At 35.4% G+C, this 14262-nt stretch carries 12 protein-coding genes and 1 pseudogene; 6 read left to right on the top strand and 7 right to left on the bottom strand.

Annotation, left to right across the window (positions count from 1 at the left end; genetic code table 11):
• Positions 1-53: 53 nt before the first annotated feature.
• A complete protein-coding gene (locus tag NSQ18_RS11585) occupies positions 54-908 on the top strand; it encodes a MetQ/NlpA family ABC transporter substrate-binding protein (protein WP_016838665.1) in 855 nt (284 codons plus the stop codon).
• Positions 909-1053: 145 nt separating this feature from the next.
• Here the strand turns inward: NSQ18_RS11585 and NSQ18_RS11590 are convergent, their stop codons facing one another.
• The gene (locus tag NSQ18_RS11590) at positions 1054-1956 is read right to left on the bottom strand and encodes a LysR family transcriptional regulator (protein ID WP_026019096.1); all 903 of its coding nucleotides are present in this window, start codon (positions 1954-1956) and stop codon (positions 1054-1056) included.
• A gap of 553 nt (positions 1957-2509) precedes the next feature.
• Here NSQ18_RS11590 and sufC point away from each other — a divergent pair.
• From sufC to sufB, 5 genes are read left to right on the top strand one after another with little or no spacing between them, the layout of a single operon-like run.
• Positions 2510-3295: a Fe-S cluster assembly ATPase SufC gene (gene sufC, locus NSQ18_RS11595; protein ID WP_016838667.1), complete on the top strand. Its 786-nt coding sequence runs from the start codon at positions 2510-2512 to the stop codon at positions 3293-3295.
• Between the two features lie 19 nt (positions 3296-3314).
• Positions 3315-4619 carry a Fe-S cluster assembly protein SufD gene (sufD, locus tag NSQ18_RS11600; protein ID WP_016838668.1) on the top strand — a complete coding sequence of 435 codons (1305 nt, stop codon included), beginning with the start codon at positions 3315-3317 and terminating at the stop codon, positions 4617-4619.
• A complete protein-coding gene (locus NSQ18_RS11605; protein ID WP_016838669.1) occupies positions 4619-5845 on the top strand; it encodes a cysteine desulfurase in 1227 nt (408 codons plus the stop codon). The genes sufD and NSQ18_RS11605 overlap by 1 nt, the downstream gene beginning before the upstream one ends.
• Positions 5832-6275 (top strand): Fe-S cluster assembly sulfur transfer protein SufU, encoded by a 444-nt coding sequence (gene sufU, locus NSQ18_RS11610; protein WP_016838670.1) that lies wholly within the window; start codon positions 5832-5834, stop codon positions 6273-6275. The genes NSQ18_RS11605 and sufU overlap by 14 nt, the downstream gene beginning before the upstream one ends.
• Positions 6276-6295: 20 nt before the next feature.
• Positions 6296-7693, top strand: a complete 1398-nt coding sequence (gene sufB, locus NSQ18_RS11615) for a Fe-S cluster assembly protein SufB (RefSeq protein WP_096551692.1) — start codon at positions 6296-6298, stop codon at positions 7691-7693.
• Between the two features lie 162 nt (positions 7694-7855).
• Here the strand turns inward: sufB and catA are convergent.
• The 6 genes and pseudogenes from catA to NSQ18_RS11645 form a co-directional block, all read right to left on the bottom strand.
• Positions 7856-8610, bottom strand: a pseudogene (gene catA / locus NSQ18_RS11620) (type A chloramphenicol O-acetyltransferase).
• 139 nt (positions 8611-8749) lie between these two features.
• Positions 8750-10120, bottom strand: coding sequence for an MATE family efflux transporter (locus NSQ18_RS11625; RefSeq protein ID WP_339288152.1), 1371 nt, complete (start codon positions 10118-10120; stop codon positions 8750-8752).
• A 103-nt stretch (positions 10121-10223) separates the two neighbouring features.
• Positions 10224-10808, bottom strand: a complete 585-nt coding sequence (locus tag NSQ18_RS11630; RefSeq protein WP_339288153.1) for a helix-turn-helix transcriptional regulator — start codon at positions 10806-10808, stop codon at positions 10224-10226.
• Positions 10809-11494: 686 nt separating this feature from the next.
• Entirely contained in the window at positions 11495-12091 is a 597-nt protein-coding gene (cysC, locus tag NSQ18_RS11635; RefSeq protein WP_096551688.1) for an adenylyl-sulfate kinase, read from the bottom strand.
• A gap of 12 nt (positions 12092-12103) precedes the next feature.
• Positions 12104-13243 carry a sulfate adenylyltransferase gene (gene sat / locus NSQ18_RS11640; protein WP_339288155.1) on the bottom strand — a complete coding sequence of 380 codons (1140 nt, stop codon included), beginning with the start codon at positions 13241-13243 and terminating at the stop codon, positions 12104-12106.
• Between the two features lie 12 nt (positions 13244-13255).
• Positions 13256-13960 (bottom strand): phosphoadenylyl-sulfate reductase, encoded by a 705-nt coding sequence (locus NSQ18_RS11645; RefSeq protein WP_016839276.1) that lies wholly within the window; start codon positions 13958-13960, stop codon positions 13256-13258.
• Between the last annotated feature and the right edge of the window lie 302 nt (positions 13961-14262).

Genomic DNA, 14262 nt, shown 5'->3' on the forward strand with positions numbered 1-14262 from the left:
TGGAGGCGATTTGCCTTTCACATAAAATTTAATGGAGAAGGAGTAATGGAAGGATGAAGAAAGTATTATCATTTTTATTCCTATCAGTGCTTGTGCTAGTATTAGCTGCATGCGGTACAAGTTCAAATTCTTCAACTGATGAAGGAACAAACGACGATCAACAAGCAACAGAAAAAGTAACATTAAAAGTAGGTGCTTCACACACACCTCACGCAGTAATTTTAGAGAAAGCAAAACCAATCCTTGCTGAAGAAGGAATCGAGTTAGAGATTGTACCATATCAAGATTATGTTTTACCAAATCAAGATTTAAATAATGGCGATCTTGATGCAAACTATTTCCAACACATTCCGTATCTTGAACAAAAAGTTGCTGAAGAGGGTTATGATTTAGTAAATGCTGGTGGAATCCACATTGAGCCAATGGGGATTTACTCTAAAAAATATCAATCTTTAGATGAACTTCCTGATGGTGCAACAATTTTAATTTCAAATTCTATCCCAGACCATGGTCGTATTTTATCACTACTTGAAGCAAATGGCTTAATCACATTAAAAGAAGGTATCGATAAAACAAAAGCAACTTTAGAAGATATTGTTGAAAATCCGAAGAACTTAAAAATCGAAGCAAGCGATGCTCCTGAGATGATGGTTACTTATTATGAAAACAAAGAAGGAGATGCGGTTGTTATTAACTCTAACTTCGCAATCGATGCTGGAATTAACCCAGTGGAAGATTCAATCGCAATTGAAGGTTCAGAATCACCATATGTAAACGTAATTGCTGTACGTTCTGGCGATGAAAATAGAGAAGAAATTAAAAAGTTAGTGGAAGTATTGCGTACAAAAGAAATTCAAGACTTCATTCTTGAAGAATGGGGCGGCTCTGTAGTACCAGTGAGCGAATAATAAAACGAAATAACCTCCTAATCGAAAACGATTGGGAGGTTTTGCATGTTTAAGAGAATTAAATAAGGTGACCTTTGCCTTCTTGATTTTGAGTATGTTGGCCATTACGAAACAATTCTTTAACAATGAAATTATGTTATATCCTCTATTGAAATTGATTTAATCTGGAGAAGAATGTTTGAACAAATTTGATAAATACTTGTTCTGAAGGAGCTAATTCTCTGTTTGTTGGATAAATAATTCCTACATTGCGGGTGATATTTGGATTATCGATTTTCATTTTGATAGTTAACCGTGGTGTAGAATCGTAGAAAGAACTTTCTGGCAATAATGTTACGCCAATTCCTGCTGCTACAAGCCCCTTTAAAGCATCCATATCTTCTCCCACCGAAGTGGCTATAGGAGAAAAGCCTGCTGATTTGCAAGCATCGACTACGACTTTATGTAAAATATATCCTTCAGGGAAAAGGACAAAGTGATCATGACGTAGTTCATCTAAATGAATTTTATCCCGCTTCGCCAGCCGGTGATTGGCAGGAAGCAATGCACAAATGTTTTCATTGAATAAAATCATTGAATCGATTGTTTCATCTTTCTTTGGTACCGGTCCTAAAAATGCAAGGTTTAATTCACGGTTTTTGACTGCCTCAATTAAATAGCGATAGGATCCTTGGCGTAGATGGAAAGAAACGTCAGGATATTCTTTTTTAAAGGCAGAAATAACTGTTGGGAGGACGTAACTTGCTAAACTAGTAGGGAAGCCAATTTTAATGGACCCCTTTTCAGGATCTAAATATTCTTCCACTTGCTTAACAGCATAATCGATAGCATTCAGAGCGGTAATTGCATGCTCTAAAAAAATTTTACCAATCGGTGTTAGTTTCACGTTTCTCCCTACACGTTCAAAAAGTGCTGTGCCAAGCTCTTCTTCTAGATTGGCAATTTGTCTGCTTACAGCTGATTGGGCAACATGAAGGTGTTCAGCTGCCTCGGAGATATGTTCCCGTTCTGCAACTTCAACAAAATATCGTAATTGACGTAATTCCAGTGTTCTCCCTCCTAATCATCTAAAAAATAGATGGGTTGATAAAAAAATATATACAATTTATATTAATGGAAAATGCCAATAATGTAAACGTTTAGGAAAAGGAACATTGTTGCATAGATTGTATATATCAGTCAAAGTCAAGGGGCATGAAAGGGCAGAAATTTGATTTACTACTACTTTAGAAATTTCTTAAATAACAATTATTTCAAAGGATGAATTTAAGAACTCTGAAAAGAAGCATAGACTGAATGCAATTAAAAAAATATATCGAAAGATGTTGGTTGATAATAGCTTTCTATTCAAAAAATTCTTTCATTAATAACTGTTCTCAATTACGATTTATTTATTGAAAATAAACATTCCTTCTTTTTACATTGTCTTGATTTGTTGTTAAGAATTTAATGTTCGGAAATTCTAATATTGATGAGGATTTTACTCAATGATGGGAATAAATGATTAAATGTTTTGCATGCTCACTTGTTTTCGGTTAAGATTAGAATGATAATAAATTAGAAATGGTATTACCATTTATAGCAAAAATGGAGGTATATAGATGTCAACATTAGTTATTAAGGATCTTCACGTTTCAATTGAAGGTAAAGAGATTTTAAAAGGTGTAAACTTAACAATTAACACAAATGAAGTACACGCAATCATGGGTCCTAACGGTACAGGTAAATCTACTTTAGCATCTGCTATTATGGGTCACCCAAAATACGAGGTTACTCAAGGAACAATTGAAATAGATGGACAAAACGTATTAGAAATGGAAGTAGACGAGCGTGCTAAAGCAGGTTTATTCTTAGCAATGCAATATCCATCAGAAATCTCCGGAGTAACAAACGCTGACTTCATCCGTTCAGCAATCAACGCACGCCGTGGTGAAGGTAATGAAATTTCCATTATGAAATTTATCCGTGAGCTAGATAAAACGATGGAATTCTTAGAAATGGATCCAGAAATGGCTCAACGTTACTTAAATGAAGGTTTCTCCGGTGGGGAAAAGAAACGCAATGAAATTCTTCAAATGATGATGATTAAACCTACATTTGCTATTTTAGACGAAATTGACTCAGGTCTTGATATCGACGCATTGAAAGTTGTATCTAAAGGCGTTAATGAAATGCGCGGTGAAAACTTCGGTTGCTTAGTGATTACTCACTATCAACGCTTGCTTAACTATATCACTCCAGATTACGTACACGTAATGATGCAAGGTAAAGTGGTGAAATCTGGCGGACCTGAGCTAGCTAAGAAATTAGAAGCTGAAGGTTATGAATGGATTAAACAAGAATTAGGTATCGAAGACACAGATGCAGTAACGGAAAAAGAAGCTTAATTTAGGAGGACGATTATCGATGACGGTTGAAACAAAATTGGCGTTATCAGCTAGTGAAGTCCGCTCGTTCTCTGAGTTAAATAATGAACCGAAATGGTTTACTGATTTACGTGCGGCTGCGATTGAAAAAGCTACTGATTTACCAATGCCTAAACCAGATAAAACAAATATTGAAAAGTGGGATTTTATCAATTTCCCTAAACATACGGTGAAAAGTGAATCTTTCACGATTGAGCAATTGCCTGAAGCAGTAAAAGATTTAATTGACATTGAACAACAAGAAAATCTTTATATTCAAAGAAACAACACACCGGTAGTTATAAAGCTTTCAGAAGAATTAAAAGCACAAGGTGTGATTTTCACAGACTTCTTAACAGCAGTTCGTGAACATGGTGATTTAGTACAAAAATATTTTATGACAACAGCTGTTAAATTAGATGAACATAAATTAACTGCTTACCATGCAGCATTAGTAAACGGCGGCGTATTCTTATATGTTCCACAAAATGTTGTAATTGAAAAGCCGATTCAAGTTGTGTTCCTAAATGATGATGAAGAAGCTTCATTATTTAATCATGTATTAGTGGTTGCAGATAAAAATTCTTCTGTCACTTATGTAGAAAACTACTTATCAACAGTTGACAGTGCAAAAGGACAAGCGAACTTAATTGAAGAAGTTATTGCATTAGACAATGCACAAGTTTCTTTCGGTGCAGTTGATGTGTTAGCAAAAGGCTATACAACATATGTAAATCGCCGTGGACATTTGTATCGTGATGCAAAAATCAACTGGGCATTAGGATTAATGAACAACTCAGATACTATTTCTGAAAATATCACTCATCTTGTTGGTGATGGTTCAAGTGCTGATACAAAAACAGTTGTTGTTGGTACTGGAAGTCAAAAGCAAAACTTTACAACAGAAGTTCGTCACTGGGGTAAAAACTCTGAAGGCTTCATTTTAACTCACGGAGTAATGAAAGATGCTGCTCAATCTGTCTTTAACGGAATTGGTAAAATCGAGCATGGTGCTTCCAAATCAAATGCTCAACAAGAATCCCGTGTACTCATGCTTTCAAGTAAAGCTCGCGGTGATGCAAACCCAATTTTATTAATCGATGAAGATGATGTAATGGCAGGACACGCGGCATCTGTTGGACGAGTTGATCCAACTCAACTGTACTATATGATGAGCCGTGGTATTTCAAAAGAAGAAGCAGAGCGTTTAATCATCCATGGATTCCTTGCACCGGTTGTAAGCTCATTGCCAATTGAAGGAGTTAAGAATCAATTAACGAAGGTTATTGAAGGGAAAGTTCGCTAATGAATGAATTTCGAAAAGATTTTCCTATCTTAAATCAAGAAGTAAACGGTCATCCGCTCGTTTACCTTGACAGCGCTGCAACATCACAAAAACCTGTTCAAGTGTTGGAAGTTGTTCGTAAATATTACGATTTTGATAATTCCAATGTGCATCGTGGTGTTCATACGCTAGGAAACCGTGCAACGGATTCTTATGAAGGGGCGCGCGAGAAAATCCGCAAATTTATTAATGCTAAATCAACAAAAGAAATCATTTATACTCGAGGAACAACAACATCTTTAAACACGGTTGCTAGTGCTTATGGAAGACAAAATGTTCAAGAAGGTGACGAGATTGTCATCACATATATGGAACATCATTCCAATCTAATTCCATGGCAACAACTAGCGAAGGAAAAAAATGCAGTATTAAAGTACATTGATTTAGAAGAAGACGGGACAATCTCTTTAGATACTGTGAAAGAAACGATTACTCCAAAAACAAAGATTGTTGCAATGACGATGGCTTCTAATGTGTTAGGCACCATTAACCCGATTAAAGAAGTTGCTAAAATTGCGCATGAAAATGGTGCGGTAATGGTGGTTGACGGAGCCCAGGCAGCACCTCATATGCCAATTGATGTTCAAGATTTAGATTGCGACTTTTTAGCATTTTCTGGCCATAAAATGTGTGGGCCAACAGGTATCGGAGTACTATATGGTAAGCAGGAACTTTTAGAAAATATAGAGCCAATTGAATTTGGCGGTGAAATGATTGACTTCGTTGATTTATATGATTCTACTTGGAAAGAGCTTCCTTGGAAGTTTGAAGGCGGTACACCAAATATCGCTGGGGCGATTGGATTGGGAGCTGCAATTGATTATTTAACGAATATTGGATTAGATAAAATTGCTAATCATGAACATGAATTAATCGAGTATGCTTTATCTGAAATGGATAAAATTGAAGGCCTTCATATTTACGGTCCAAGAGATCCAAAAAAACGTTGCGGTCTTATTACTTTCAATTTAGATGGCGTGCATCCTCATGACCTTGCCACTGTACTTGATATGAGAGGAATTGCAATTCGTGCAGGACATCATTGTGCTCAACCGTTAATGAAATGGTTGAAAGTTTCTGCAACTGCAAGAGCGAGCTTCTATATTTATAACAATAAGGAAGATGTCGACGCTCTCGTTGAAGGATTGCGCGCAGCGAAGGAGTATTTTAACAATGTCTTTGAATAATTTAGATCAACTTTATCGTGCTGTAATTATGGAGCACTACAAAAAACCTCGCAATAAAGGGTACTTAGATGAAAATAATGTAACAGTGGATATGAATAACCCAACTTGTGGAGACCGCATACATCTTACGTTAAAAATCAATGATGGAATCGTGGAAGATGCCAAATTTGATGGTGAAGGCTGTTCGATTTCCATGTCATCTGCCTCTATGATGACAGAAATAATTAAAGGGAAAAAAGTGGAAGAGGCATTAAAATTAGCTGATATCTTCTCAAAAATGATGCTTGGAGAAGAAATTGATGAAGAAATTTTAGATGAATTAGGAGATATTGCTGCACTACAAGGCGTATCAAAATTTCCAGCTCGCATAAAATGTGCAACTCTTGCTTGGAAAGCGATGGAAAAAGGTGTAAGCAAAGAGATAGAATAACTTTGAACGGAGGAGAGAACATGGCAAAACAAATGCCGGATATTGGCGATTACAAATACGGTTTCCGTGATAAGGACGTTTCTGTATTCCGTTCAAAACGTGGATTAACCGAAGAAATCGTCCGTGAAATTTCAAAAATGAAAAATGAACCAGAATGGATGCTCGAGTCTCGCTTAAAGGCTCTTGAAATATTCTATTCAAAACCAATGCCACAATGGGGTGGCGACCTATCAGCTTTAGACTTCGATGAAATTACTTACTATGTAAAACCAACTGAAGCAACACAACGCTCTTGGGATGAAGTGCCTGAGGAAATTAAGCGAACTTTCGACCGATTAGGTATTCCGGAAGCTGAACAAAAATATTTAGCCGGAGTTTCAGCACAATACGAATCAGAAGTGGTTTACCACAATATGAAAAAAGATCTTGAAGAAATGGGAATCATCTTTAAAGATACAGATTCTGCTCTTCAAGAAAACGAAGAACTGTTCAAAAAATATTGGGGAACAGTCGTACCAGCATCTGATAACAAGTTTGCTGCTCTAAATACAGCAGTTTGGTCAGGTGGTTCATTCATTTACGTTCCACCTGGTGTGAAAGTGGAGACACCGCTTCAAGCATACTTCCGAATTAACTCTGAAAATATGGGTCAATTCGAACGTACATTAATTATCGTTGATGAAGGTGCCCATGTGCATTATGTTGAAGGTTGTACAGCACCAGTTTATTCAACAAGCTCACTTCACTCAGCGGTTGTTGAAATCATCGTAAAGAAAAATGCTTATTGCCGTTATACAACAATCCAAAACTGGTCTAACAACGTATATAACTTAGTAACAAAACGTACAATCGTTGAAGAAAATGGTACGATGGAATGGATTGACGGTAATATCGGTTCAAAATTAACAATGAAATACCCTGCTTGTATCTTAAAAGGTGAAGGTGCTCGTGGTATGACGTTATCCATCGCATTAGCGGGTAAAGGTCAACACCAAGATGCAGGTGCAAAAATGATTCACTTAGCACCAAATACTTCATCTACAATCGTGTCAAAATCCATTTCAAAACAAGGCGGTAAAGTAACGTATCGTGGTATTGTCCGCTTCGGTCCAAAAGCAAGCGGTGCTCGTGCAAATATTGAATGTGACACATTAATTTTAGACAATCAATCTGCTTCAGATACAATTCCATATAACGAAATATTTAATGACAATGTATCCCTTGAGCATGAAGCGAAAGTTTCTAAAGTATCAGAAGAACAATTATTCTATCTCATGAGCCGCGGTATTTCTGAGCAAGAAGCTACAGAAATGATCGTTATGGGATTCATTGAACCATTCACTCGCGAACTTCCAATGGAATATGCGGTAGAAATGAACCGCTTGATTAAGTTTGAGATGGAAGGTTCAATCGGTTAATGTGAGGAAAACCTTTGTATGTCAAGGGGCTATGAGGAAGGTATTTAATAAATAGTTATTTTGCCGATTAGAATTATCGTTTACTGTAGGAGGCGAACTTTATAAGTTCGTCTTCTTCTTTTTCGGTAATATTATGACGTAGCAATTTTTCGCTCGTTCAAATTAAACTAGACTGGAACCGTTTTTCAGGAAATATTCGAACGAAAAAAATAAGGTTAGTGGCATTAGAAAACCGACTGTAAAAGTACAGTCGGTTTTTTCTCAAATTATAAAAGCCAGTCATTAGGTATATCTGCTAATTCCTGAATAGTATTCATAAACAATCCTGCATGATAGCCATCACAAACAGAATGATGTACTTGTAAAGATAGTGGTAAATAGATGGAATTACCTTTATGAATGAATTTTCCTGCTGTAATAATGGGGAGAAGGTAATTGCTATTATTATTGATATTTAAGTTAAACCCAGTGAATGAAGTCCACGGAATAATGGAAATAGAAAAAGTATTTTCGGGTATAGGAGTTTTGGGAAACAATTTCCCTGTACCATTATATTGATCTAAATCAGAAAGGTATAGATTGTAAAACTCTCTAAAGTCATCTTTTACAGGAGTCCATATACCTGAGAATGTTTTAGAATCATTATCAAAAATTGTATAAATTGGGTCTAATCTATCCCAATAACCTAACTCTCCATTGCTATTATAACCAGTTCGAAAAGCTACATTTGAGTTTATCACCTTTGTCACTAAGAAAATAAATGCAGGATAGAATTTATATTTTTTCTCTTTTATGTTTCGGTATAACTCAGTAATCTCAATTTCTGTTGTTATACTAAAAGTTGTTTGTTGGTTCAAAAAATGATTAAATATCTCTTTTCTTTTCCAATTGTCTAAATCAATTTTATGAAAGTTCATTTGCTATGCCTCCTAAATTTTTAATATAAAGTAAATTTAGGAGGCTGACTTGTCTGCTTTCTTCATAAGAATCAATCCTTTTTTAAAGTCAATTTTATTGTATCATAAAATTGTAAAATAGCTTCTTTTATAGTAGGTTTTAATTAATTAATACATTAAGAGATTTCTTTTTCCAATAAACTTTGTAGTAAATAGATTGCGCCAAGAAATTGAATACGAACGCAACAGGATATGCGAGCCATATTCCTGCTATCCCAAGTCCTGTAAAATGTGATAGGGAGTATGCTACTGGGACTCCAATCAATAAAATACTTGTAATCGTAAAAATTGTTGGCCAAAGAACAGTACCTGTTGCCCTCATTGTTGCTGAGATTGCCTGTGTGTGACCCAAAATTAAATAACTCCAAAATGAGATGATAATCAGACCTTTTGCTATATTAATCGTATCAGAATTGTCTACAAAGATTCTTAAAATAGGTATTGGTAACAGGTAAAGAATAATAATTGGAATACTGCCAAGAACATAATTAAGAGTTATTGATATTTTTGTAATGTGTTTTATATTTGAAATGTTACCTGAACCTAAGGCTTGTGCAACAAATACTGAAATGGCAATGGATATACTCATTGCTGGTATTTGAACGTAACTTGCAATTTGATTCACGATTCCATATGCAGCCGTTGCATTGGATCCATAATCATTGACAAAAGTGATGACTGCAATTTCTGACAATGCGATTGTAACCATACTTATGCTTGTAGGAATGGCTAATTTCAGTAAAGTTTTCAATATCGGGCCTTTCAAGTGAAGATGTTTCAAAGTATAAGAATCTAATTTGAGTACATGATTTTTTTTGTGTAAATACACTAATAGAATCACGAATGTAATGAAATTGGATAATACAGAAGCATAAGCAGCACCGTTTAATCCGAATTCCGGTAAACTTAACCACCCTAGAACAAGAGTTGGAATCAAGGCCATATTTAAAAAGATACTAATTAATAAGAAATAAAAAGGTGTTTTTGAATCGCCAACACCTCTCATAAAAGTTGTATAGCACATATATAAGAAAGTAATAGGTAATGTTACAAATAAAATACGTGCATATTCTGCACTTGCAATCAAAATATTCGCAGGTGTTCCCATCCATTTTAAAATTTCTTCTGTAAAGAGCCCTCCGATTACGGCGACTGCAAAGGATATAATCATCGTAAATGCCAAAGTGACTCCAACAACTTCCTTCATTTTTAAGATATTTCCTCCACCGTACGTTTGCCCAATTAGAATGGAACTACCAGATCCAATTCCTATTGCAAAGGACATTAAAAAAAAGAATAGAGGGAAGAATGCAGAAAAAGCTGCCAAAGAATTTACTCCAAGTATTTGCCCAATGAACATCATTCCAAATACTTGACCTAATGATTGAAAAGCACTTGCAAAAATGACAGGTATGAGGAAGGAAATCATTGGTTTTGCTAAGTCAATCGATTTATTTAAAGGTTCATTCATTTCATGCAACTCCTATTAGGTTTCATTCAAAAGAAGACCTCACTTTTGAAATATATGAACAAAGTGAGGGAGAAAAATAACCAGTATGAAGTTTAGCAAGTAATTATAAAATTTGGTAATATAAACCAAATTGAGTATCATACCATAATAGTTTGCTATGTTTATGTTTCGGGATACGTATTTGTATACCCCATTCAGGGTACTGTTTAATAATTTGAATTTGATCATCAGTAGCAATAGCAATAAAGGATATATAATGATCTTTTTTCATAGAATGATTGCTTGAAATAAACCATTCATTTTCAATTTCTGAAATTGATAGCTTTTCTTCGTCTGTTGCTTCCTTTGCTACTAATTGTTCTAATTTTCTCCCACAGCAAGACAGGGTTATATCTCCAGTTGCTAATACAATATTATTGCATGTTGGACAGACAAAAAAATTCGAATTTTTCATATTTCCTCCTACAAATTGATTAGAAGTTAATTCACCTTCTAAGATATTTTCTATATTGACTCCCAATAAGGTAGATAAACTTGGTAATAGTGAGATATCTGGACAACCATGTCCACGTTCCCATTTTGAAACTGTTCGATCGGAAATGTTCATTTGTTCAGCTAATTGTTTCTGCGTCAACCCTTTTTCTTTCCGCAAGTTATAAATTAATTCTCCAACTTTACGATTATCCATCTTTTCTCCTCCTGACCTATTTCCATCTTAGGGGGTTATATGTTTAGTATCAACAAACGCTCCGTAGAGTTAAAATTTTTCGTTGGCTAATATTAGGAAGAAGTTGACTAATATCGTGCTCCGATTGACTAATAAGTTCCCGAGAATGACTAATATCCGCAGACTGAAAGCTCAAATTTATTTCATTGGCTAATATTAGGAAGAAGTTGACTAATATCGTGCTACGAATGGCTAATAAGTTCCCGAGAATGACTAATATCTGCAGCCTGAAAGCTCAAATTTTTTCCATTGGCAAATAAAGGGAAGAAGTTGACTAATATCGTATTACGAATGGCTAATAAGTTTCCGAGAATGACTAATATCTGCAGACTGAAAGCTCAAATTTTTTCCATTGGCAAATAAAGGGAAGAAGTTGACTAATATCGTATTACGAATGGCTAATAAGTTCCTGAGAATGACTAATATCTGCAGCCTGGAAGCACAAAATTTTCTCGTTGACTAATATATGGAAGAAGTTGACTAATATCCTGCTTCGAATGGCTAATAAGTTTCCGAGAATGACTAATATCCGCAGGCTGGAATCTCAAAATTTATATTTTAAGAAAATTTAACATAAAAAGAAGCAGGGGAAAATAAGCCCTGCTTCTTTACTCTATATTGAGGGGGAGTTTTCTATACAATTTTTATTATTTGATATATCCTTTTTCAATTAAAAAATCAATCAATTGAGCTGTGCATTCCTCAATAGAATATTTTTCGCTATCTACAACAATTTCAGGATGATCTGGTGCTTCATAAGGAGCAGAAATGCCCGTAAAGTTCGGAATTTCATGATTTCGCGCTTTTTTATACAACCCTTTTGGATCTCTTCGTTCACATTCTTCAATAGAACATTTCACATATACTTCGATGAATTCACCCTCATCAACAAGGGATCTTACCAAAGCACGGTCTTCTTTATATGGTGAAATAAAAGCCGTCAACACGATTTGTCCGCTTTCCACAAATAGTTTTGAAACTTCACCGATTCGACGGATGTTTTCTTTTCTTGATTGTTCATCGAATCCTAAATCCTTATTTAAACCGTGGCGAATATTATCGCCATCCAGTACAAAGGCTTGATTTCCACGGTCAAACAATTCTTTTGCCAATGCGTTGGCAATGGAAGATTTTCCGGATGCAGATAAACCGGTAAACCAAAGAATGAAGCTGTGGTGGCCATTTTTCTTTCGGTAATCAGCTTTCGTAATCGATGTATTATGCCATACGATGTTTGAACTCATTGTAACAACTCCTTATGAATGAACTTCTTCACGAAGCCCGCGAATTAATACTTCTACTACTTCTTTGCGGCTGAATGTGCTTGGCGGAATTTCTCCATTACGCAACATTTCTCGTACTTTAGTTCCGGATAAAATGATACGAGAAGAAGCATCATGTGGACATGTTTTAGTTGTTGCCATGCCGTCGCATTCTGTACAATAGAAACTATGTTCAAATTTTAATGGTGTGATGCCGATTTCTTCTGGAGTGAAGTTGTCAAACATTTTTTGTGCGTCATATGTTCCGTAATAATTTCCGACACCTGCATGATCTCGACCAACAATAAAGTGAGTGCAGCCATAATTTTTTCGAACAAGCGCATGGAAAATGGCTTCTCTTGGTCCTGCATAGCGCATTGCTGCAAGGAATACGCCTAACTGCACACGGTCTTTTGGATAATATTTATCGAGCAATACTTCATAACTTTCCATACGAATTTTTGCTGGAATATCGTCTGACTTTGTTTCTCCTACTAAAGGATTTAAGAAAAGGCCATCCACGATTTCAAGAGCTACTTTTTGAATATACTCATGCGCGCGATGCACTGGATTTCTTGTTTGGAAGCCAACAACCGATTTCCATCCTTTTTCTTCAAATAAAGCGCGTGTTTCTTTCGGGTCGAACGTGTAGTCAGGGAATAATTTTTTTGTTTTCTTCACAAGCGTTACTTTTCCGCCAACATATACATTTGGACGTTCAAATAGTTTTTTCACGCCAGGGTGGTTTAAATCATCTGTTCCATATACTTTTTTTGCTTCAATTGATTTATCGGGTGTGTAAATTTCATAAACTTCAATCGTACCGTATACTTCTCCATTAAATACTAATTTCGCTTTTTCACCAACTTTTAATGTAGCAGCAACTTCTTCTGTAACAGGTAATGTGATTGGAATGCTCCAAACAATTCCGTTAGCTAAACGCATGTTTTCGACAACACTTTTATAATCTTCTTGTGATAAAAATCCATCTAATGGACTGTAAGCACCTACTCCGATTAACTCCAAATCACTTAATGCAATTCCATCTAGAGGAATTTCTAGTTGCAGATGCTCGTATTTTTCATTTGGGTTGAATCGATTAATTAATTCTCCACCGTGGGGTTGAATTGTCATTGTTCCATCCTCCTAATCAACATGTAATCCACATTCTGTTTTATTGAGACCGGCCCATCTTCCTGAACGTAAGTCATCCATTGTATAAGCTGGTTTTGTACAATGAGCGCAACCAATACTCGGATACCCCTGGTCGTGAAGAGGGTTGTATGTTAGTTGATGTTTGCTTACGTAACGCCATACATCTTTCCATGTCCAATGAATGAGTGGACATATTTTTATCGATTGAAATTTATTATCTTTGTTAATAAACTCCACATGTCTTCTCGTTTCAGATTGTTCACGGCGTAAACCAGATATCCATGCTTTTGCTCCTGTTAACGTTTCATGGAGAGGGATTATTTTTCGTATTTCACAACATTTATTCGGGTTAGTTTTCCAAAGTTCATCCCCATATAATTTCGCTTGTTCTTCTAAGGAAATAGAAGGCCTCTTTAACTCAATATTTAATTGGGGATATTTTTCTTTAACTTTTTCAATTGTTTCATATGTTTCTTTAAAATGAACATCCGTGTCTAAAAACACAATGTTCGCATCAGGCTTTACTTTTGAGATTAGATCAATTAACACAATGCCTTCGATGCCAAAGCTACATGCATAAATCACATCATCTCCGTAATGGTCATAGGTCCAATGTAAAACATTCAATGCCCCTTTATAAGTTTCATCCACTTCAAAATCTATCAATGAATCTTGCCATGTGTGATACGTTAGCATGCGATTCCTCCTTTCAAAAAAAAAGAGGCGTTTTAATGTAAACAAAAAAGAGAATTTACATTAAAACGCCTCTAGTGTTCTAGTCAGCGTATCAAGTTATAAAAAATTTTAGAAATGTAATTTTATTTAAAGTATACTATTTTTATTGAATTTATCAATATTAAAAACGATTTTTTAAAATTTTATAAAACCATGTTGACTAATCGGAAAAATTGGATTATTGTATGTTTCAAAGAAAAAGAATAATGGTTTCATTCGAAAACCGATCAGACAAACTGAAGGTTGCTTATTTATTCCTTGGA

The organism is Ureibacillus sp. FSL K6-0786 (genome assembly GCF_037965165.1).
Lineage (GTDB): Bacteria > Bacillota > Bacilli > Bacillales_A > Planococcaceae > Ureibacillus > Ureibacillus thermosphaericus.

Bases quoted from the DNA above. Each gene is read 5' to 3' on its own strand.
- NSQ18_RS11585 (WP_016838665.1), top strand. From the start codon at position 54: ATGAAGAAAGTATTATCATTTTTATTCCTATCAGTGCTTGTGCTAGTA.
- sufC (WP_016838667.1), top strand. From the start codon at position 2,510: ATGTCAACATTAGTTATTAAGGATCTTCACGTTTCAATTGAAGGTAAA.
- sufD (WP_016838668.1), top strand. From the start codon at position 3,315: ATGACGGTTGAAACAAAATTGGCGTTATCAGCTAGTGAAGTCCGCTCG.
- NSQ18_RS11605 (WP_016838669.1), top strand. From the start codon at position 4,619: ATGAATGAATTTCGAAAAGATTTTCCTATCTTAAATCAAGAAGTAAAC.
- sufU (WP_016838670.1), top strand. From the start codon at position 5,832: ATGTCTTTGAATAATTTAGATCAACTTTATCGTGCTGTAATTATGGAG.
- sufB (WP_096551692.1), top strand. From the start codon at position 6,296: ATGGCAAAACAAATGCCGGATATTGGCGATTACAAATACGGTTTCCGT.
- NSQ18_RS11625 (WP_339288152.1), bottom strand. From the start codon at position 10,120: ATGAATGAACCTTTAAATAAATCGATTGACTTAGCAAAACCAATGATT.
- NSQ18_RS11630 (WP_339288153.1), bottom strand. From the start codon at position 10,808: ATGGATAATCGTAAAGTTGGAGAATTAATTTATAACTTGCGGAAAGAA.
- cysC (WP_096551688.1), bottom strand. From the start codon at position 12,091: ATGAGTTCAAACATCGTATGGCATAATACATCGATTACGAAAGCTGAT.
- sat (WP_339288155.1), bottom strand. From the start codon at position 13,243: ATGACAATTCAACCCCACGGTGGAGAATTAATTAATCGATTCAACCCA.
- NSQ18_RS11645 (WP_016839276.1), bottom strand. From the start codon at position 13,960: ATGCTAACGTATCACACATGGCAAGATTCATTGATAGATTTTGAAGTG.